Genomic DNA, 20,104 nt, shown 5'->3' with positions numbered 1-20,104 from the left:
GGCAACAGCCGGGCGGAAGTTAAATCGCTTGGCGGCGTCGGAGGGTGGTTGCTAACGTACGGGTCACCGTGACAGGACGCGAGGAGGTGAACACCCATGAGAGTTGGACCAAGGTGGGTGCTCCCCCTTTTCCTCACGGTGTGCGGCTGATCGAGTCGCTGTCGGGAGCGCCCTGCTGTGCAGGTACTTCCGAGAGGTGACAGCCATGAACACTGTGATGATCAACCGGGTCGACGAGGCCGAGTGGCAGGCGGTGGCGGACGAGCAGATCGTCGGCCACGGCGATGTCTCGTACCGGCCCGACGGCCGACTCTTCGTCAGCATCGACGTCTGGCAGGACGAGGCGTTCGACCCGCTCGCGGAGGCGATGCTTGGCGAGCTGCCGACTGCCGTGCTGCACACCCTGGTCGGCGGCGAGGACGCCGAACTGACGGCCCGTTGGGAGCGTGCCGGATTCGCCGTGGAGCGGCGTGAGTGGGAGTACCTCCTGCCCAGTCGTGCGGCGGCTGCCGGTCCGGTGCCGGAGGGGGTGACGATCCTGCCTGCCGGGACGGCCGAGGAGGGGCTGCTGCGCGAGCTCGACCGGACGGTGCGGGCTCAGGTCGAGGCGGCGGCCGGGTGGCACACGATGCCCGCCGAGCTCCGGCCCCACCCTGCGGGGGACACGCTGATCGATCCTTCGTTGTACGCCGTCGCGGTGGTGGACGGGCAGTACGGCGGGCTGATCCGGGTGGTGTCGCGGGGCAACCGCGCCCGGATCGGGCTGCTCGCCGTGCGCGCCGAATGCCGACGGCGGGGTGCCGGGCAGGCCCTGCTCGGGCATACGCTGGCCGTCCTGGACGAGGCCGGCATCGACACTGCGTGGACCGAGATCGACCAGGCCAACACCGCAGCCACCACCCTGTTCGAGCGCTTCGGCGCCCGGCGCACGGGCCATCTCGCAGAACTGGTGCGCCGCCCGCACTGACACCGGCATCGACCACCCCACTTCGCTTCACCGACTCGAGAGACGAGAAACCTTGCCGCGTATCGCCAAAGGCCTGGAAATCGAGGGCACCGTACTGGAATGCCTGCGCAACGCCACCTTCAAGGTGGAGCTGCAGAACGGCCACCAGGTGCTCGCCCACATCAGTGGAAAGATCCGCAAGAACTACATCAAGATCCTCCCGTTCGACCGCGTCCTGGTCGAGGTCAGCCCGTACGACCTGACTCGCGGCCGGATCCTGTTCCGCTACCGCAACTGATCCGGCGAAAGGGCCTACGGCCGCCGTCGGTGTGCGAAGGCGCACATCGCGGCGGCGGCCGTTGCCCCCGCGCCCGGCGGAGTGACAGAGTGCCGGGCATGGAAGAGTCGCAGGTCAGGACGGGGACGCAGGGCACGCGCCCGGAGACGGTGTTCGACTGGGTGGACGCGGCGGCCGCCGACCGGGAGGCCGCCGGGCTGACCAGGCGGCTGCGCAGCCGCACCGCCGAGGACGACGTGCTCGACCTGGCGTCCAACGACTACCTGGGCCTGACCGGGCACCCGGCCGTCACGGGAGCCGCCGCCGAGGCCGCGCAGCGCTGGGGCGGCGGCTCCACCGGCTCCCGCCTGGTCACCGGCACCACCGAGGCGCACACCGAACTGGAGCGGGAGCTCGCCGAGTTCTGCGGCTACGAGGCGGCCCTGGTGTTCTCCTCGGGCTACACCGCCAACCTCGCCGTGCTCACCGCGCTCGCCGGGCCGGACACCCTGATCGTCTCCGACGCCCACAACCACGCCTCGCTGATCGACGGCTGCCGCCTCGCCAAGGGCCAGGTCGCCCGGGCCGCGCACTGCGACCCGCGGTCCGTCCGGGCGGCGCTCGCCGACCGGACGCAGCCGCGCGCCCTGGTGGTCACCGACTCGGTGTTCTCGGTCGACGGCAACGCCGCGCCGCTCGCCCAGCACCTGGCCGCCGCCCGCGAGTTCGGGGCCGCCCTGGTCCTCGACGACGCGCACGGCCTGGGCGTGCTCGGCCCCGGCGGCGCGGGGGCCGGAGCCGCCGCGGGAATCGCCGGACAGCCCGACGTGGTCGCCACCGCGACGCTCTCCAAGTCGCTCGGCTCGCAGGGCGGCGTGGTGCTCGGCCCCGAGCGGGTGATCCGCCACCTGATCTCCGCCGCCCGCACCTTCATCTTCGACACCGGCCTCAACCCGGCCGCGGTCGGCGCCGCGCTCGGAGCGCTGCGCCTGCTGCGCGCCGAGCCGGGCCGGGCCGCCGACGCGCTCCGGGTGGCCCGCGAACTCTCCACCCGGCTCGGCGAGTTCGGCCTCGACACCACCGCACCGGACGGCGCGGTGGTGTCGGTGCGGGCCGACGACCCGGAGCACGCGGTGCGCTGGGCCGCCGCCTGCCGTGACGAAGGACTCGCGGTCGGCTGCTTCCGGCCCCCGTCCGTCCCCGACGGCGTGCCCCGGCTGCGGCTGACCGCCCGCGCCGACCTGACCGACGACCAGATCGCCTTCGCGGTCGGCGTGGTGGTCAAGACCCGGTAGCGGGTCGAGGGGTTCGAGCGCGTCGAGCGGCTCGATCGGGTCAGCCGAAGACGACCTGGTCGACCGTCCAGAACGCCGAGTTGGTGCCGGTGTAGCGGAACTGGAAGCGCGCCGTGGACGCGCCCGCCGGCACCGTGACCGACAGGTGCTCGACGGTGTTCAGGTCGGCCCGGTAGGACTTCACCAGCTGCGGGGCGCCGTTGTCGAACACCACGTACACGTCGCCGGTCTGCGGGCCGTCGATCTTGTAGTCGGTGGCGAAGGACAGCGTGCCGCGGCCCAGGCCGGCCACCGGGTAGGCGGGGGAGATCAGCGTCGAGTCGAACTGGCCGGCGCCGTGCGCCTTGTCGTCCCACTCGTCGGAGTCGGCGACCGCGAAGACGTTGCGGGCTCGGACGTTGGTCTCCCGGCTCTGGGCGAGCTGCGCGGCCGTCCAGAACTCGTCGGTGGCGAACGCCCAGCCGCGCCACTCGGTGACGCCGCCGGACGGCATCCGCGAGTTGTCGATCGACCAGCCGGCGGGCGGGGTGTGGGTGAAGCCCTTGACGGTGGAGCCGATGCCGGTCTCGTCCACCCGGGTCTGCAGGCTGGGGCGCAGCGCGTCGAACGCGTCCGGGACGATCTCGTCCACGGGGGTGCCGTCCAGGCCCCAGGCCGGGTCGACGGCCACGCCCTCGTGCTTGAGCACGGTCGGCGCGATGTCCACCGGCTTGACGTCGTAGCGGCGGGCGCCGGGCTGGTAGCCCTGGCCGTTGAGCACCATCCAGGTCTGGCGCTCGTTGGCGGAGTTGCCGCCGTGGCCGCCCGCGTCGGTGTGGCCGTGGTCGGTGGTGACGACCACCAGCCAGTCCTCCGCGGCGTACGTGGGGCGGGACCTGAGGCCGGTCAGCACCTGGCCGACCAGCCCGTCGACGGTGTGCAGCGCCGACATGTACTGGGTGCTCGCGCCGCCGTAGCTGTGGCCGGCCTCGTCCACCTCGTCGAAGTGCAGGAACACCGAGTCCGGGTTGCCGTGGGCGAGGAAGTCGGCGGCGTCGGAGGCGGTCTTCGGGTCGTTCTCGCTCTCCGGGATCCGCAGGTCGGCCTTGCCGTTGAAGACGTTCGCGGTGATGGGGTTCCAGGAACCGATCACCAGCGTGGAGTTGCCCGGGTCCGCGGTCTCCAGCCGGCTCGCGTAGTCCGGGTACAGGTCGAAGCGCGCGCCCGTGAACGCGTTGTCCAGCGCCTTGTGCTTGTCCGGCCAGACGCCGGTGGCGATCGTCGACCAGCCCGGGCCGGAGAGGGTGGGCGCCAGCGGGTTCGCGTACAGGTTGGAGGTCGCGGTGGTGCCCGAGGCCATCAGCGCCTTCAGGTTCGGCGCATCGGCGGTCACCAGCTTGTCGTACCGGGTGCCGTCAATGCCGATCACCAGCGTCTTGGCCTGCTTGGTGCCGTTCGGCAGGCCGTTGTAGGAGGTGGGGGCGGCCGACGCGGCGGTGCCGGCGATCGGCAGCAGGGCGGCAGCGACGGCGATCGAAAGGGCAAGGGTGGTACGGGAGTTGCGCACGAGGTCTCCCAACGGGGGAAGCGGCGGGGTGCGGTTGCACCGGCAGACCGAGGATGGGGTGGCGGGGCGAGCGTGACCCCCTCTCCGAGTCCACGATTGTATGAACAAGTGTCAAAATTCAGTCCAGACCGGTTATTTTTTCGTTATGGTCCGTAGGCAGTTGAACGGCTCAGGCCCTAGGCTGGACGGGTGAACCACGGCACCCACGGCACGCCCCTCGCCCCCGCCAGGTCTGGCGTCCCCGAGCACGGGCGGGTGCCGAAGTACTACCTGGTCAAGGCCCAGGTCGAGGAGCTGCTGGACGCGTTGGGCCCCGGCGGCCGGCTCCCCACCGAGGCGGCGCTGGCCGAGCGGTACGGCGTCGCCCGGGCCACCCTCCGGCAGGCGCTGCGCGACCTGCTGCTGGAGGGTCGGCTGCGGCGTCAGGGCCGGGGCACCGTGGTGGCCGGCGCCAAGATCGAGCAGCCGCTGTCGCTCGCCAGCTACACCGAGGGCGTCACCCGTCAGGGCCTGCGCCCCGGCCGCACGCTGATCGCCCTCGACCGGCAGAGCGCCGAGCCCGCGCTCGCCGAACGCCTGGCCGTCGCCCCGGGGGAGATGCTCTGGCACCTGGAGCGCGTCCTGCGCGCCGACGAGGAGCGCGTCGGCCTGGAATCCACCTACCTGCCGGTCGCCCGAGTCCCCGACCTGGACCGGGAGTTCGACCCCACCGGCTCGCTGTACGCGCACCTGCACGCCCGCGGCATCCGGCTGGCCGGCGCGGAGGAGCGGATCGAGACCGTGCTCGCCACTCCGCGCGAAGCCCTGCTGATCGGTACCCCGCCCGCCCTGCCGATGCTGCTGCTGCACCGCCGCAGCCGCGACGACGCCGGCCGGCCGCTGGAGCTCGTCCGCACGCTCTACCGCGGCGACCGCTTCAGCTTCACGCTCGACCTGGCCGCGCCGATCACGGTCTGACGGGTGTCGCTCCGGTCCGGCCGCGGCTGACGGGTGTCGCTCCGGCCGACCGCACCGGCCACGAACTGATGGTGCGTCAACTCCGCGACGAGTCTTGACCGTGTCCGGCCGGCGCTCTAGCTTCCAGGAACGGTAAGGAAGACTTCCTAACGGTTGGGAGCCGCTGATGGTCATGCCCAGGAGACCGGCCCGACGAACCGCCCTCGGCGCGCTGCTCGCCGCCGCGCTCACCGCCGCCCCGCTGGCTCTCGGCGCCGGCCCCGCGCAGGCCGCCGCCACCGGCCTGATCCGCGTCGACCAGGCCGGGTTCCTGCCCGGCGAGACCAAACAGGCCTATCTGATGACCAGCGCCGCGGTCTCCTCCGCGAGCTGGAGCGTGCTCGACTCCACCGGCGCCACCGTCAGGACGGGCACCGTCGGCGCCACCAGCCTCGGCTCGTGGAACAGCGCGTACCCGGCCGTCTACCCGATCACCCTGGCCGGCCTGACCGCGCCCGGCACCTACCGCCTGGTGGTAGCCGGCGGCGTCAGCGCCACCTCGCCCACCTTCAAGGTCGCCGACCCGGCCGCGCTGTACGGCAGGTTCGTCGCCGACGGCGTCACCTTCTTCCAGACCCAGCGCGACGGCAGCGACACCGTCTCCGGCCCGCTCGGCCGCAAACCCGCCCACCTGAACGACGCCACCGCGAACGTCTACGCCGTGCCCTCGTTCCAGAGCGGCGGCTCCGACGTCATCACCAACAGCGACCTGTCGAAGATCGCCGGGCCGGTGAACGTCGGCGGCGGCTGGTCCGACGCCGGCGACTACCTGAAGTTCACCCACACCACCGCCTACGCCGACGCCGTCCTGCTCGCCGCCCAGCGCGCCCTGGGCAGCGCCGCGCCCGCTGCTCTCGGTGCGGAGGCGCAGTTCGGCGCAGCCTGGCTGAACCGGATGTGGGACCAGTCGAGCAAGACCCTGTACCTCCAGGTCGGCATCGGCTCCGGCAACGCGAGCGGCAGCTTCGTCGGCGACCACGACCTGTGGCGGCTGCCAGAGAAGGACGACGGCGACACCGCCTCCGCCGACCGGTACGCCGCCGCCCACCGCCCGGTGTTCCGGGCCAACACGCCGGGCGGACAGGTGAGCCCCAACCTGGCCGGGCGGGTCTCCGCCGCGTTCGCGCTCGCCGCGCAGGTGAACGCCGCCGCCGACCCCGCGCAGGCGCAGGCCTACTACCAGGCCGCCGCCTCGCTGTACGCGCTGGCCAACACCTCGGCCCCGCCGAACCCGCTCACCACCGCCGTCCCCAACGACTACTACCCCGAGTCCACCTGGCGCGACGACATGGAGTTCGGCGGCGCGGAACTCGCCCTCGCCGCGCAGCAGTTGGGCCGGAACGCCACCCCGTACCTGACGGCCGCCGCCACTTGGGCCAAGAGCTACCTGGCCAACGACAAGGGCGACACCTTCAACCTGTACGACACCAGCGCGCTCGCCCACGCCGACCTGATCCGGGCCATCGCCGCCGCCGGCAACCCCGGCGGACTGGCCGTCACCGCCGCCGACCTGGTCGCCGACCTCAAGCGGCAGACCAAGGTCGGCGCCGACCGCGCCGCCGCCGACATCTTCCACGCCGGCGGCACCTACACCGACTTCGACGCCGACTCGCACAGCTTCGGCCTGCTCGCCACCGAGGCGCTCTACAAGCAGGCCAGCGGCGACACCTCGTTCGACAACTACGCCACCCAGCAGCGCAACTGGCTGTTCGGCGCGAACCCGTGGGGCACCAGCTTCATGGTCGGCGAAGGCACCACCTTCCCGCACTGCATCCAGCACCAGGTCGCCAACATCAAGGGCTCCACCGACGGGACGGGCGCCATCCCGATCGGCGCCGTGGTCAACGGGCCCAACGCCGCCGGCATCTTCAGCGGCGGGCTGGGCAGCTACCAGACCGGCATGAAGGCCTGCCCGCCCGCCGGCGCCGACCCGTACAGCGCCTTCACCGGACACGGCAGCCGGTACGTGGACGACGTGCGCTCCTGGCAGACCTCCGAGCCGGCCATCGACATGACCGGCTCGGCGATCATCGGCGCCGCCCTCCAGCAGGCGGTCAACGGGCCGACCGCCCCGCCCGCCGACGACTTCTCCCTGACCGTCGGCCCCGCGGCCGGCAGCACCGCCCCGGGCGGCACCGCCACCGCGACGCTCACCACCGCCGTCGCCTCGGGCGCCGCCCAGCAGATCGCGCTGACCGCCGCCGGCGCACCCGCCGGCGTGACCGTCGCGTTCGCACCGAGCACCGTCACCGCCGGAGGCAGCGCCACCCTCACCGCCACCGTCGCCGCGGGCACCGCCCCCGGCAGCTACCCGATCACCGTCACCGGCACCGCCCCGGGCGGCAGCCACAGCGCCACCTACACGCTCACCGTCGTCGCCCCGGGCGGCAGTTGCACCGCGGCCCAGCTGCTCGGCAACCCCGGCTTCGAGGACGCCTCCGCCGCGCCGTGGACCCAGACCTCCACCCTCGGCTTCCAACCGATCACCGCCGCCACCGGCGCCGAACCCGCGCACAGCGGCAGCAGGATCGCCTGGTTGAACGGCAACTCCACGGCCGGCACCGACACCGTCGCCCAGAGCGTCGCCCTGCCCGCCGGCTGCGCCGCCACCCTCTCCTACTGGCTGCACGTCGACTCCACCGAGAACACGACCACCGCCACGCCCGACACCCTGAAGGTCCAACTCCTGGACGCCGGCGGTACGGTGCTGACCACCCTCGCCACCCACTCCAACCTCGACCAGGGCGCCGGCTTCACCCACCGCACCGCCGATCTGTCCGCCTGGGCCGGACGCACCGTCACCCTGAAGTTCACCGGCGCCGAGACCGCCGCCAACGGCGGCACCACCGACTTCGTGGTGGACGACACCGCCGTCGACGTCGCCGCCGCCAACACCGCACCCTCCGGCGGAAGTTACGAGGCCGAGGCGGCGGCCAACGCGCTGACCGGACGAGCCGCCGTGGTGGCCTGCGCGGCCTGTTCCGGCGGCAGCCGGGTCGGGTACCTCGGCACCGTCACCGCCGGAACGGGCACGCTCGCCGTCCGCGGCGTCACCGTCGCCACCGCCGGGACGTACCAGGTGCAGATCGCCTACACCAACGGCTCGGCCGGCGCCCGGACCGCCGAACTGTCCGTCAACGGCGGGCCGGTGCAGAGCGTGGCATTCGCCCCGACCGGGTCCTTCACCACGCCCGGCACCGTCACGGTGGCGCTCGCGCTGGCGGCCGGCAGCAACACCCTCACGGTCGCCAACCCCTCCGGGGCCGCGCCCGACCTGGATCGGCTGGTGGTGCCCGGCACCCCCGGCTGACGACGTCCACGACCGTCCCGGCCGGCCGGCGGGTCAGGCCGGGATGGTGTAACTGTCGCCGTACACCTTCCAGTTCAGCGGGGGCCGCAGGTCGAGGTTGCCGGCCTGGAGGAAGACCCGCTGCTCGGTGTCGATCCTGGACGTGTTGCGGTTCGGGTTGCCGGCCAGCATGTAGGCCTTGCGGGCGTCCAGGAAGGCGTTCAGGTAGGCGGTCTCGTTGCCGCCCTTGACCGGAGTCGTCGCCTTGGCCAGCGCGGCCGTGCGGATGGTGGCGAAGCCGCGCGGGCCGTGCACCACGATCGCGTCGTAGTAGGCGAACTGGCCGAGCGCGTGCAGCCCGTCCGCCTTGGCCTGCGTCACCGCCGGGGTGAAGTACTGGCGGTCGCGCTCCTCGTTCTGGGCCTGCTGGAGCAGCGGGTCCGCGGCGGCCCGCTGCCAGTCGCCGACGAAGGTCGGGTCGAGGCCCTGGTGCGAGGCGCTGCCGTCGAGCAGGGCCAGCGCCGGCAGGTACTTGGCCAGGATGTTGCCCGGCTTCAGCTGGGTGTAGCGGGTGATCACGTCGGCCAGGTCGCCGGTGCCGGAGCAGAAGCCGATGATTCCGGCGGTGTAGCCGTGGCCGTCGCCGATGTCCTCGATGTACGGGTACTGGGAGCGCCAGTCCAGGGTGGAGTTCTCGGCGCTGGAGACCAGCTGCTGCGCGTACTCCTTCCACTTCGGGTCGGTGAGGTCCGGCCGCGGGGTGGTGGTGGCGGCGGGGGCGGCCGAGGCGGTGCTGCGCGTCGAAGTGGGGGTCGGGCTCGGGGTCGGCGAGGACTTGGCCGCGATGCCCGACGCACCGACGGCGGTGTCCGCCGGGGACGTGCCGGTGCCGGGTCCTGTGCCGGGTTCCGTGCCGGTCGGGTCCGCCGGGAGCGTGGCGGCGGTCGGTGCGGACGGCGACGGGGAGGAGGTCGGCGAACTCGTCACTGCGGTGGGAGAGTCGGACACGTCGACGGATATCGGCGGTGGAGCCGCGGCCCCGTGCCGCCTGGTGGCGGCGCCGCCCTGGGGGCTTGCGGCGGTGAGGCCCGCGGTCACTGCCGCGGCCACCCCCACCGCCAGCGCCACCCGGACGGGGCGCGGCCGTCTGCCGCTGCTGGTTGCTCCGCTCTGCATGGAATTCGGCTCCGTTTTCTGTCGGGTACCGCCCCGCCCGGGGGAGCGGGGCGACGGCCGGCCGGACCGGCGGCCACCGCGCGTTCGGAGCTTCCACTCGCCGGTACGGGGCGTCCGAATCCGGACCGGGCCCTGACGCTACCTCAGAAACGGAACCGCGTCCTCCCGAACGGCCCATGCCGCGCCCCGCGTGTTCGAACCGCCCGGGTGGGTCCCGGCGGTGCGGAGTCTCGACGGCCGGAGCAACGGCGCTCGCCCGGAACGCCGCCGTCGCCCGTCCTGCGGCGGCAGCCCACCCTGGCCCGCCCCTACCGGAGGTGGCTCCACCCCCTGCCGTCCGCCGGCGGCCGGCCGGCTGCTACGGCTGCGCGGACCGGGCCAACCCCGGCATCCGGAGTTCGTGACGGCTCAGCAGCCGCCGGCCTCCCCGGCGAACCCGCGACGGGTCGCCGGGTGCCCTACGGCCCCGGTTCCGGTCGAAGAGCGGGGCAACGCGAGGGATCGGAGCGGCAAAGCAGGTGCCAACGGGGCGTCAGGGGTTTCCCTGCTGCGGGGCAAGGATCACCCTTGTCCGGCCCTTGTGGGGTTGGCGAGGGCATGTCGCAAGGGGCTCCGGTGGATCTAGCGTCCTGCCGCCGAGCCGAAACCGGCCGGGACACCACACCCCATCGGTGTCACCGGCCGTCCCCCATCAACCCCGGCTCGGTGGGAGGAATACCCGATGAACCGCAAGACCGCCTTGGCGGCAGCTGTTGCGGCCGCCCTCACCCTGGGCACCGCCGCGATGGCCACCTCGCAGAGCGTCGCGCAGGCCAGCGCCACCACGCAGCCCGGCGCCGGGTTCCAGGCGATGAGCACGACGGGCCGGTTGGCGGCCCTCGACCAGGCCGGCAAGGAGGCCGCCGCGACGGCGAAGGCGCTGGGCCTCGGCCCGGACGAGCGCCTGGTGGCCAAGGACGTGCTGGTCGACAACGACGGCGCGCGGCACGTCCGTTACGACCGCACCTACCGCGGCCTGCCGGTGCTCGGCGGCGACCTGGTCGTCCACCGCGCCGCGAACGGGAAGATCACGGCCACCAGCTGGGCGCACGACGGCGCGCTGAAGGTCGCCGGGGTGACGCCCAAGCTGACCGCCGGCGACGCCTCCGCGAGCGCCGAACGCGGCGCCAAGCACGTCAAGCAGGCCCGCACCACCAACCTGGACAGCAGCCAGCTGGTGGTCTGGGCGTTCGGCAAGGTCCCGGTGCTGGCGTACCGCACCACCGTCACCGGCGCGGGCGAGGCCGGCGCGAACACCCGCGAGGCCGTGCTGGTCGACGCGGCCAGCGGCGCCGTCCTCGACACCTACGAGGTCAACCCGGAGATCTCCGGCACCGGCAACGGCGTCAACGTCGGGCAGGTCACCCTGGAGACCAGCCAGGGCGGCAGCGGCTACACGCTGACCGACGCGCTGCACGGCTCCACGGTCGTCTACGACTCGTACAACAGCCCGCAGTCCAACCCCGCGCAGAACGCCCGGACCTTCAGCAAGTCCACCAACTCCTGGGGCAACGGCTCCACTTCGAGCCGCGAGAGCGCCGCCGTGGACGCCTCCTACGGCCTCGCCAAGACCTGGGACTACTACAAGAACACCTTCAACCGCAGCGGTATCCGCAACGACGGCCGCGGCGCCCCGGCGTACGTGCACGTGGACAACCAGCTGCTGAACGCGTTCTACGACGACAGCTGCTTCTGCATGTCCTTCGGCGACGGCTCCTCGCAGAACGGCAACATCCCGCTGACCGCGCTCGACGTGTCCGGCCACGAGATGAGCCACGGCGTCACCGCCGCCACCGCCAACCTGAACTACTCCGGCGAGTCCGGCGGCCTGAACGAGGCCACCTCCGACATCTTCGGCAGCATGGTCGAGTTCTACGCCAACAACAGCACCGACGCCGGTGACTACTACATCGGCGAGAAGCTCAACATGGGCAACGGCTACCTGCGCCGGATGGACAACCCGGCCGCCGACGGCAACTCGCTTTCCTGCTACAGCAGTCGGGCCGGCCAGGTGGACGTGCACTACTCCTCCGGCATCGCCAACCACTTCTTCTACCTGACCGCCGAGGGCACCGGCGCCAAGACCATCGGCGGCCTGCCGCACAACGGCACGCCGTGCAACGGCGACAGCTTCAGCGGCATCGGCAAGGACAAGGCCGCGGCGATCTGGTACCGCGCCCTCACCACCTACATGACCTCCACCACCAACTACTCCTCGGCCCGCACCGCCACCCTGCAGGCCGCCGCCGACCTGTACGGCGCCAACTCGCAGGAACGGTACATCGTCTCCAAGGCGTGGGCCGCCGTCTCCATCGGCACCGCGCTGCCCGACCCGGGCGGCAGCACCTCCTCCCCGAGCCCGTCCCCGTCCGGCTCGCCCACCGGCAACCCGAACCCCGGGAACGCGCTGGTCAACGGCGGCTTCGAGCAGGGCGCCGCCGGCTGGACGCAGAGCGCCAATGACATCACCAACTCCAACCAGCAGACCCCGCACGGCGGTTCCTGGTACGCGTGGATGATGGGCTACGGCTCCGCCAACACCGAGACGCTCGCCCAGAACAACATCGCGGTGCCCGCCGCCGGCAGCCCCAAGGTCACCTTCTGGCTGAAGGTCACCACCGCGGAGACCGGCACCACCGCGTACGACACCCTGAAGGTCACCGTCAACGGCGCCACCGTGGCGACCTACTCCAACGCCAACGCCAGCGCCGGCTACGTCCAGAAGACGGTGGACCTCAGCGCCTACCGCGGCCAGACCGTCAACCTCCAGTTCGTCGGCCAGGAGGACGCCTACCTGGCGACCACCTTCCTGCTCGACGACGTCTCCATCGGCTGACCCGAGGTCCCGCCCGATCGGCCAGTCTTAAAGGGGACTTAACGATCAGTAGCGAGCGTGTCGTGTTCATGTGACACCCTCGCGCAACCCGGTCGAAGGCGGCACACTGACCGCCATGACCGGCATTCTCCCCGGCCCGGCCGGACCCGCCAGCACCACGGCAGGTCCGGCCGAGCCCGCACTCGTCGACCGTGCGCACCTGCTCGCCGACATCCGCTCCACCCTCGCCGCCACCGGCGGCGTCCTGCTCCACGGCCCGGCCGGTATCGGCAAGACCGCACTGCTCGACGCACTCGCCCAGGAGGCCGACGCGGCCGGGGAACCGGTCCTGCGCAGCAGCCCCACCGCCGCCGAGGCCGACCTGCCGCACCTCGCGCTGATCGACCTGCTCGGTGAGACCCTCCCCGCCCTCGCCGAGGAACTCCCCAGCCACCTGCGCCAGGCCCTGGAATGCGCCCTGCTGCACCGCGCGCCCCAACCCGGCTCCGCCACCGACCCGTTGGCCGTCCGGGTCGCCGTCCTGGAGACGCTGCGCCGGCTCGCCCAGCGCGGCCCCGTGCTCGTCCTGCTCGACGACACCCAGTGGCTCGACGCCGCCAGCCGCCAGGTCATCGCGTTCGCCGCCCGCCGCCTCACCGACCGCCGAATCCGCTTCGCCGTCACCGAACGCACCGAACACGCCGACACCGCACCCACCATGGGCGCCCTCTGCCCGCCCGCCGCCCGCGACCTCCCCGTCGGCCCGCTCGGCGAACGCGGCACCGGCGCCCTGCTGCGCGAACGGCTCGGCCTGCGTCTCAGCGGACTCACGCTCAGCCGCGTGCACGCCGTCAGCGGCGGAAACCCCTACTACGCCCTGGAGTTGGGCCGCTCACTGACCGCCGACGGCAGCGAGAGCGCACTCGCCACCGACCCGGCCCGTCCGCTCGACGTCCCCGACCGGCTGCGCGCCCTGGTCTCCGCCCGCCTCACCGAACTCCCCGACGCCGCCCGCGCCGCCCTCACCGTGCTCGCCGCCGCCCGCACCGGCACCGGCCTGCCCGCCACCGTCACGGAACCCCTCGCCGCCGCCCGCCGCCACGGCATCGTCCGCCAAACCCCCACCGGCACACCCCAGTTCAGCCACCCCCTGATCGCCGAAGTGGTGCTCGCCGACGCCACCCCCGCCGCCCTGCGCGACGCCCACCGCCTGCTCGCCGCCCTCACCGCCGACCCCGTCGAGCAGGTCCGCCACCAGGCCCTCGCCGCCGAACACCCCGACCCGCAGCTCGCCGCCCGACTCACCCGCGCCGCCGACACCGCCCTCACCCGAGGCGCCCCCGGCACCGCCGCCGAACTCCTGCGCCACGCCGCCCACCACACCCCCGACCCCGACACCGCCGGACGCCACCTGCTCGCCGCCGCCCGCAACGCCGCCGCCGCCGGCCTGCCCGACCTCGCCCGCGCCTGCGGCGAACGCCTCACCACCGCCCCCGCCGCCGACCTGCGCGTCCACGCCCGGCTGCTGCTCACCCGCCTGCTCGGCCCCGACCACCCCGGCGCCGAAGCCCTGCTCGCCGCCGCCGCCGACGACACCGGCGGCCATCCTTCCCTCACCGCCGCCGTCCACCAGGAACGCGCCGTCCGCGCCCTGCACCGCGGCGACCGGACCGAAGGCTTCGCCGAACTCGAAACCGCCGAGAAGCACGCCGACCACGCCGACAACCCCGACCTGCTCGTCGAACTCCTCGCCCTGCGCGCCCCCATCACCCTGCTCACCGACCCCGCCCACGGCCGCGCCCTGCTCGAACGCGGCTGCCGCCTCGCCGCCGGCCGGCCCACCACCGCCGCCGCCGTCCTGTGCCGCGAAGGCCTCGCCGTCGCCGCCCTGCGCAGCGGCGACACCCCCCGCGCCCTCGCCGAGGTCGAATCCCTGCGCACCGAGATCGAAGCCGCCGGCCGCACCGAGGACCTCGCCAACGTCCTCTACATCGCCGCCTCCGTCCTCGAACGCGCCGGCCGCAGCACCGAGGCCTACGCCGCCGGCCGCGCCGCCCACGACCTGCGCGAACGCATCGAACCCACCCCCGGCCCCGCCCGCGTCCTCGGCGGCGCCGCCGAACTCAACGGCGGCACCGCCGAGCGCGCCGCCCAGCTCCTCGACTCCGCGATCCGCGCCGCGGAGGACGGCCACGACAACGAGTGGCTCGCCTACGCCCACGGACTGCGCGGCCGCGCCGCCCTCCTGCTCGGCAACCTCCCGATGGCCGTCCACCACCTCACCCGCTGTCAACTCCTGCTCCGCCACATGCAGTTCAACGACCCCAGCGTCTTCCTGGTGGACGCCGACCTGGCCGAGGCACTCGCCCTCTCCGGCCGCCCCGACGACGCCGCCGCCACCCTCGCCGACGCCCGCGACCGGGCCGGCCGCCTCGGCCGCGACGTCGTCCTGCTCGGCCTGCACCGCGCCGAAGCCCACCTCACCGCCCTCACCGACCCCCGCCGCGCCGCCGACACGCTGCGTGCGCTGCTCCCCGCCGCCCACCCCTACCCCCTCGAACTCGCCCGCGCCCACCTCGCGTTGGGCACCCTGGAGCGCCGCGCCCGCCGCCGTGCCGCCGCCCGCGCGGCCCTCCAGGACGCCCACACGAGGTACGCGGCCGCCGGATGCCTGCCATGGCTGCGACACGTCGAGACGGTGCTCGCCTCGCTGGACGCGCTGGAGGCCGACCCGACGCCGACGCAGCAGCAGATCCTCGGGCTGATTCGCACCGGCGCGACGAACCGCGAGATAGCCGCGACGCTGCACCTGTCGGTGAAGGCCGTGGAGGCGAACCTGACGCGGCTGTTCCGGCAGTACGGGGTGCGGGGGCGGGCGGAGTTGGCGAAGTATCAGGAGTAGGTGGGGTGTTGTTCAGTCGACGATGATGCCGCCGAGTCGGACGATCGCGTCGAGGGCTTCGTCGTCGAAGCCGCAGTCCCGGGAGAACCGGGTGCCGCGCAGGCGGTCGGTGAGCGGAGCGCGGGCGAGCAGCTCGCCGGTGCGGAAGTCGAACAGCCAGAGTTCGCCCATGTCGGTGATGGCGGCGAGACGCGAACCGGCCGGGTCGGCGAAGATTCCGAGGGTCCCCCTGTTGCCGGTCCGGCGCTCCCAGATCGGTTCTCCGCTCTCCGCCGTCATCGACCAGGCGCTGAGCCTCCCGCCCTCGGCGAGCACCGCCAGCCCGATGGCCGCGCGGTACACGAACCCTTCGAGGCCCGCATCCGGGCTGAGCGTCAGCGGCAGACCCTCGGGGCGGAGCAGCACCTGCTCGGTGAAGGCGTCGATCGCCATCACCGGGATGTTGTCGATCGTCACCAATTCGCTGTCACGGGAACCCACTTGGTCGATCTCGTCCTCGTCCGCGGTGACGTCCAGAGCCGCGACGGTCCGCCAACCGCCGGCCGCTTCGCTGTCGGGGACGTGGTAGGAGATCTGATCGTTGATCGCGAGCAGACCCGCCTGGAAGTCACCGGTGAGGACCGTCCAATGCCCGGCCTGTTCGGCGGGAGGGGTCCACGTCTCGATCACCGCCCCGGTCTCCGGATCGCGAATGATGCCGTCGACGGGTTCCAACAGGACCCGCTGCCCGCGCCAGTGGATGGGCACCAGCATCTCCCCGTTGTCGATACCGACCTCACTCATCGACTGCCCCGTCCGGGCGTCGACCAGTTGACCACCCATGATGTCGGACATCCACCAGATCGACTCGGCCCACTCGTGAATGAACAGAGGACCGTGTAGAACGTCGAACCGGAGGGGAGGTTCGGCCGGGATGCCGTCGGGCCAGTGGAGTACCCGGTGGTTGTTCCAGGCGGCCAAAGCCCCGCTCGTGGTGATCCGGCAGCGCCAGGTGGGGAGCTCCCGGAGAATCAGCGATGAGAGCTGCGCGCCTGTCAGATCGGCACCGGTGAGGTCGGTACTGTGCAGCTCCGCCTCGGCGAGGTTCGCGCCGCGCAGATCCGCGCCCGCGAGCGAGAACCGACGGCCGGGCATCCAAGCCCGGAACCCGGACAGGTCGAGCCCGGCCAACGGCGCATCCACCAGATCGCCGTCGGCCATGGCCAGCAGGTGCAGGCTGTTCAGCAGCGGCCTGCCCGGGCTGCTCGCGTGTGCCAGCTCCAACAGTCGGGCGCGGTGCTCCGGATGCTCGCGGACCATGGTGGCCAGGAACCCGAACACCGCCTCGTTCGGCTCCTGCGCACCGAAGGTGCCGGCCAGCGCCTCCACGGGCTCGGGCGCGAACGCGGCCAGCGCGGGCAGACGACCGTCCGCATCGCGTGCCGCGAAGTGCTCTGACCACGAGCGGGAGCGGTCGTCCTCCGCCGCGCCGGGAACCCGGACGGAGTCCAGGAAGTCGCCCGTGAGCAGGCCGAGTTCACCGGCGAACTTGAGCGCCACCAGGAACTCCAGCAGCGACTTGTGCGACGGGCCGTAGTCGCCCTCCGCGTTGCGCACCAGCATGCCCTGGTTGCGCATGTCGTGCTCCCAGAAGTCCAGGTCCGCGTCGCGCTGCACCACCGGGCCGAAGAACGAGCGCAATCGGCCTGGGAAATCACGGTAGTTGAGGGCGAGTCGCTCGGTGGAGAGCATCTCCCAGGCGACCTCGCAGAGGAAGTACAGCTTGTCTGCGCGGGAGGTGAAGGTCCGTTCGGCGTGGATGTCGCGGTCCATCTTGTGGCACATCGCGTACAGGTAGATCCGGGCGAGGTCGATCTCCGCGCCCCGCTCGATCTCCGGCAGTGCCTCGATCACCAGCTCGGACATCAGCGGACGGCGCATCAGCCCGCGCAGGGCGGGGTGCTGCATGATCTCGCGGACCTTCTCCTCCGGCAGATCGTGCCGGAGCATCCGCTCGATCTGCTCGTCCTCGAACTCGACGAGCTGGACGATCTCGAAGGTCGGGCCATCGGCCATCGCCCCGTGCCCGGCCGTCGAGATCTTGGCGCCGAACAGGTCACGGGCCTCCCGGTCATCCCGGAAGTGCTCCTTGCGGCTGCTCAGCAGCACCTTCGCGCCCTGGTCCACCGCCGAGGCGAGCGACCAGAAGTTCGCCACCACCGTGTTGCGGTCGGCGCGGGCCGCCATCTCGTCGAAGCCGTCGAAGATCAGCAGCAGCCGGCCCGTCCGGTTGAGCACCCGGACCACCTCGGCGCTGCGCAGGTTCACGTTGTGCTTGTCGAAGAAGAACTCGGCCAGCAGTCCCTCCACCCGGGTCTGCTTGACGTAGTCGCGCAGCGGTATCAGCAGCGGCAGCCGGGGCCGCGGGACACCGCGCCGCTTGGCGTCCCGCCAGGCCAGCACCATGGTGTGCGCGAGGTGCAGCGCGAACCAGGATTTGCCCATGCCGAACTCGCCCAGCACGGACAGGTGTTGCTTGGCCGGCTCGTCCAACCAGCGGGCCACGTAGTCGTCCAGGCCGCCGTCCCGCCAGTGGTAGCGGCTGGTGGCGATCGGCAGTCCGGTCGCCGGGTCGATCTCGCTCTTCTCGCAGGACTGCGGGACGTACCGGGTGTCGATCCCGCGTCGCCGCACCTCCTCCTCGACCCACGCCAGATACGGCTCGAAGTCGGCCTCTTCGTCGATCAGTTCGTCGAACGAGTAGCAGAACAGCCGGTTGCCACTGGCCGCCGCCACGGCCCGGGCCGCCGCACTGACCCGCAGCCGCGCGATGCCCCAGCCCTCCTTGGCCTTGGCCGAATCGGCCAGCTCGGCCAGGGTGTTGAGGTGGTGCGGGCCCAACTCGCCCGCCACGCACAGCATCACGATCGGGTCGCGCCCCCGGCGATTCGGGATGTCGACCCGCAGGGCGACCGCATCCTCGCCGACCGGCCACTGCTTCAGCACCTCGTACTTGACCGCCCGGAACCACTCCTCGGCGTCCCGGGCCAGCCGCTGCGCCGGCGTGAGCTCGGCCCGGTCGGGCTCGATCCGCAGCCGCCGGACCTCCTCCTCGTCGCGCGTCCGGCTCACCTGGCTGAGCAGCGACTTGACGGTCTCCTCCAGACGCACCTCGTGCGGCGCCCTGGTCCGGTCCACCACCTGCTCGAACGCGGCGGCGAAGGCGTCCACGTGCTCCTCGAAGCCGTGCGCGAGATGCCCGAACTCCCTGGTCTCCCGGTTCCGTTCGACCGCCTCGGCGACCTCGCGACGCACCCGGGTCAAGTCCCGCTGCTGGAACGACCGGCGGAAGGAGTCGACCACGTACTGGTCGCGGAACACGGCGAGCACCGAAGCCGCACGGCCCGCGCAGTACTCGATCAGCGTGATGGCGTAGACGCTGTCGAAGTCCCGCGGCGGTGTCCGCGGATCCAGCTTGACGGCCCTGAGCGCCCGCAGCACCCGCTCCTGCCGCATCGCCGCATCCTTCAGCGGAGTCGCCACCAGCTTCCCCAGCACCCCGGCCGCCGTCGCGATCACCGACATCCCGCGCCCCCTCTGTTCCGCACGTCCCCGCCCGCACCCTACCGGTCGGCAGCCGGGCGGCCGTCCGTGCGAGGCTCCTGACCATGACTCACACCGACGACAAGCGGCACATCTTCCTGGACCCCGACGGCGTCGGAGCCGGCCAGGGCTGGATGTTCGTCATCGTGGCCGCGCCGACCGGCGTGGTCCACCAGAACCAGGGCGGCGGGTTCGGCTGCATCCAGTACCAGCAGGAGGGCTACCTGATCCCGCTGTTCGGGCGGGACCTGGACGTCGACCTGCAGGAGATCTTCGTCGGAGAGCTGAAAGGGCAGGGGGCGCGACGCCTGGACTGGCCGGCCGAGCTGCTCGACCGGCTGCGGGCCGCGGTTGCCGAATTCGGCGTCTACGGCTCCGGGAGGCACGACGACGCGTTCCCCACGTGGCTGGTACTCGACGAGTCCCGCCTGTCGGAGGTCGACGAGGCCTGGGTGCCGGTGCTGACACCGCACGGCCCCGGGGTTCTCGTGTGGGAGAACTCCGACTGACCGATCGTCCCGGAACGCGCTGAACCGTAGGTCGTGCGCCTGACCATGCCGGTCGGCGCGACGTCCCCGACGCGGGCGCCGGCCACCGGGCGTCGCCGAGGATCTCGAAGGCCCGCCATAAGACGCCGCGCCAGTCGATTCCCGCCGGGGGACGAGGTTGGCGAGGCAGAAACACCGAAGCAGGCGCGTATATCTGACGGGTCGTCAGCTTCTTGCGGTCCGAGCCTGGTGATCCCGGTGTCTGCGCCTCCCGGGTGACCACCCAAGAGTGAACCGTCGAACCGCGCCATCCCCGCAGGCGCGCCGGATGGTGATGCGACGTCAGGACCAGACGGACGCACGGTCCCTTTGCGGCACTCCGGATCCCGTGGCTGGCTGGATCTCGGCAGGGCCACCACCGCGCCCCGCCACTGAACCACCTACTCGGAGGAGATTTCTCATGCGTGGTATCAAGCGCGTTCTGGCCGTCACTGCCCTCGCCGCCCCCCTCGCGATCGGCTGCGCCGGGCTCGCCTCCGCCCACGAAGGCCCCGAGGCCCACTTCGAGAAGGGCCAGTTCGTCGCGAACGAGGAGGGCGCCGGCGAGGCCAACGTGTTCTCCAAGGTCGACGAGGGCGGCGTCGAGCACGGTGCCGGCTGGGTCTTCGCCGGCGACGAGGGCGTCGAGGGCTCTCACAACGAGGCCGGTGCCCACTTCTAAGGGGCGACCTCGACACTCACCTTCGGGTGCCC

12 protein-coding genes are annotated in these 20,104 nt (G+C 72.4%); 9 read left to right on the top strand and 3 right to left on the bottom strand.

Annotation, left to right across the window (positions count from 1 at the left end; all coding sequences use genetic code 11):
• Positions 1-205 precede the first annotated feature (205 nt).
• The 3 genes from ACI1MP_RS01995 to ACI1MP_RS01985 all read left to right on the top strand — a co-directional run bounded on the left by ACI1MP_RS01995 (position 206) and on the right by ACI1MP_RS01985 (position 2,518).
• The gene (locus ACI1MP_RS01995; RefSeq protein WP_404867513.1) at positions 206-967 is read left to right on the top strand and encodes a GNAT family N-acetyltransferase; all 762 of its coding nucleotides are present in this window, start codon (positions 206-208) and stop codon (positions 965-967) included.
• 52 nt (positions 968-1,019) lie between these two features.
• Complete coding sequence (infA, locus tag ACI1MP_RS01990) at positions 1,020-1,244, top strand: translation initiation factor IF-1 (RefSeq protein ID WP_043911924.1); 225 nt, start codon at positions 1,020-1,022, stop codon at positions 1,242-1,244.
• A gap of 98 nt (positions 1,245-1,342) precedes the next feature.
• A complete protein-coding gene (locus tag ACI1MP_RS01985; RefSeq protein WP_404867512.1) occupies positions 1,343-2,518 on the top strand; it encodes an 8-amino-7-oxononanoate synthase in 1,176 nt (391 codons plus the stop codon).
• 40 nt (positions 2,519-2,558) lie between these two features.
• Here ACI1MP_RS01985 and ACI1MP_RS01980 read toward each other — a convergent pair whose 3' ends face one another.
• Positions 2,559-4,064 carry an alkaline phosphatase family protein gene (locus tag ACI1MP_RS01980; protein WP_404867511.1) on the bottom strand — a complete coding sequence of 502 codons (1,506 nt, stop codon included), beginning with the start codon at positions 4,062-4,064 and terminating at the stop codon, positions 2,559-2,561.
• 189 nt (positions 4,065-4,253) lie between these two features.
• On the opposite strand from ACI1MP_RS01980, the gene ACI1MP_RS01975 reads away from it, so the two are divergent.
• Together ACI1MP_RS01975 and ACI1MP_RS01970 are read left to right on the top strand one after the other, a co-directional pair.
• Positions 4,254-5,021, top strand: a complete 768-nt coding sequence (locus ACI1MP_RS01975; protein WP_100584324.1) for a GntR family transcriptional regulator — start codon at positions 4,254-4,256, stop codon at positions 5,019-5,021.
• 172 nt (positions 5,022-5,193) lie between these two features.
• Positions 5,194-8,370, top strand: coding sequence for a glycoside hydrolase family 9 protein (locus ACI1MP_RS01970; protein ID WP_404867510.1), 3,177 nt, complete (start codon positions 5,194-5,196; stop codon positions 8,368-8,370).
• A gap of 33 nt (positions 8,371-8,403) precedes the next feature.
• Here the strand turns inward: ACI1MP_RS01970 and ACI1MP_RS01965 are convergent, their stop codons facing one another.
• Positions 8,404-9,195 (bottom strand): chitosanase, encoded by a 792-nt coding sequence (locus tag ACI1MP_RS01965; protein WP_380331733.1) that lies wholly within the window; start codon positions 9,193-9,195, stop codon positions 8,404-8,406.
• A 1,051-nt stretch (positions 9,196-10,246) separates the two neighbouring features.
• Between ACI1MP_RS01965 and ACI1MP_RS01960 the strand changes: the two genes are divergently transcribed.
• Positions 10,247-12,400, top strand: a complete 2,154-nt coding sequence (locus tag ACI1MP_RS01960; protein ID WP_404867509.1) for a M4 family metallopeptidase — start codon at positions 10,247-10,249, stop codon at positions 12,398-12,400.
• A 115-nt stretch (positions 12,401-12,515) separates the two neighbouring features.
• Positions 12,516-15,281: an AAA family ATPase gene (locus ACI1MP_RS01955; protein WP_404867508.1), complete on the top strand. Its 2,766-nt coding sequence runs from the start codon at positions 12,516-12,518 to the stop codon at positions 15,279-15,281.
• 12 nt (positions 15,282-15,293) lie between these two features.
• Here ACI1MP_RS01955 and ACI1MP_RS01950 read toward each other — a convergent pair whose 3' ends face one another.
• Entirely contained in the window at positions 15,294-18,845 is a 3,552-nt protein-coding gene (locus ACI1MP_RS01950; protein ID WP_380331171.1) for an NACHT domain-containing protein, read from the bottom strand.
• A gap of 83 nt (positions 18,846-18,928) precedes the next feature.
• On the opposite strand from ACI1MP_RS01950, the gene ACI1MP_RS01945 reads away from it, so the two are divergent.
• Both ACI1MP_RS01945 and ACI1MP_RS01940 read left to right on the top strand, forming a co-directional pair.
• The gene (locus tag ACI1MP_RS01945; protein ID WP_404867507.1) at positions 18,929-19,372 is read left to right on the top strand and encodes a DUF6210 family protein; all 444 of its coding nucleotides are present in this window, start codon (positions 18,929-18,931) and stop codon (positions 19,370-19,372) included.
• 439 nt (positions 19,373-19,811) lie between these two features.
• On the top strand, positions 19,812-20,072 hold the full coding sequence (locus ACI1MP_RS01940) for a hypothetical protein (protein ID WP_404867506.1): 261 nt from the start codon (positions 19,812-19,814) through the stop codon (positions 20,070-20,072).
• Positions 20,073-20,104 lie beyond the last annotated feature (32 nt).

Source organism: Kitasatospora griseola (genome assembly GCF_044999035.1).
Classification (GTDB): Bacteria; Actinomycetota; Actinomycetes; order Streptomycetales; family Streptomycetaceae; genus Kitasatospora; species Kitasatospora griseola.
The sequence above is the reverse complement of the archived record's forward strand: the minus strand, read 5'-3'. Positions and strand labels throughout refer to the sequence as shown.

Coding starts and splice junctions, on each gene's coding strand:
- ACI1MP_RS01955 (WP_404867508.1), top strand. CDS start 12,516: ATGACCGGCATTCTCCCCGGCCCGGCCGGACCCGCCAGCACCACGGCA.
- ACI1MP_RS01940 (WP_404867506.1), top strand. CDS start 19,812: ATGCGTGGTATCAAGCGCGTTCTGGCCGTCACTGCCCTCGCCGCCCCC.
- ACI1MP_RS01970 (WP_404867510.1), top strand. CDS start 5,194: ATGCCCAGGAGACCGGCCCGACGAACCGCCCTCGGCGCGCTGCTCGCC.
- ACI1MP_RS01960 (WP_404867509.1), top strand. CDS start 10,247: ATGAACCGCAAGACCGCCTTGGCGGCAGCTGTTGCGGCCGCCCTCACC.
- ACI1MP_RS01950 (WP_380331171.1), bottom strand. CDS start 18,845: ATGTCGGTGATCGCGACGGCGGCCGGGGTGCTGGGGAAGCTGGTGGCG.
- ACI1MP_RS01945 (WP_404867507.1), top strand. CDS start 18,929: ATGACTCACACCGACGACAAGCGGCACATCTTCCTGGACCCCGACGGC.
- ACI1MP_RS01985 (WP_404867512.1), top strand. CDS start 1,343: ATGGAAGAGTCGCAGGTCAGGACGGGGACGCAGGGCACGCGCCCGGAG.
- ACI1MP_RS01995 (WP_404867513.1), top strand. CDS start 206: ATGAACACTGTGATGATCAACCGGGTCGACGAGGCCGAGTGGCAGGCG.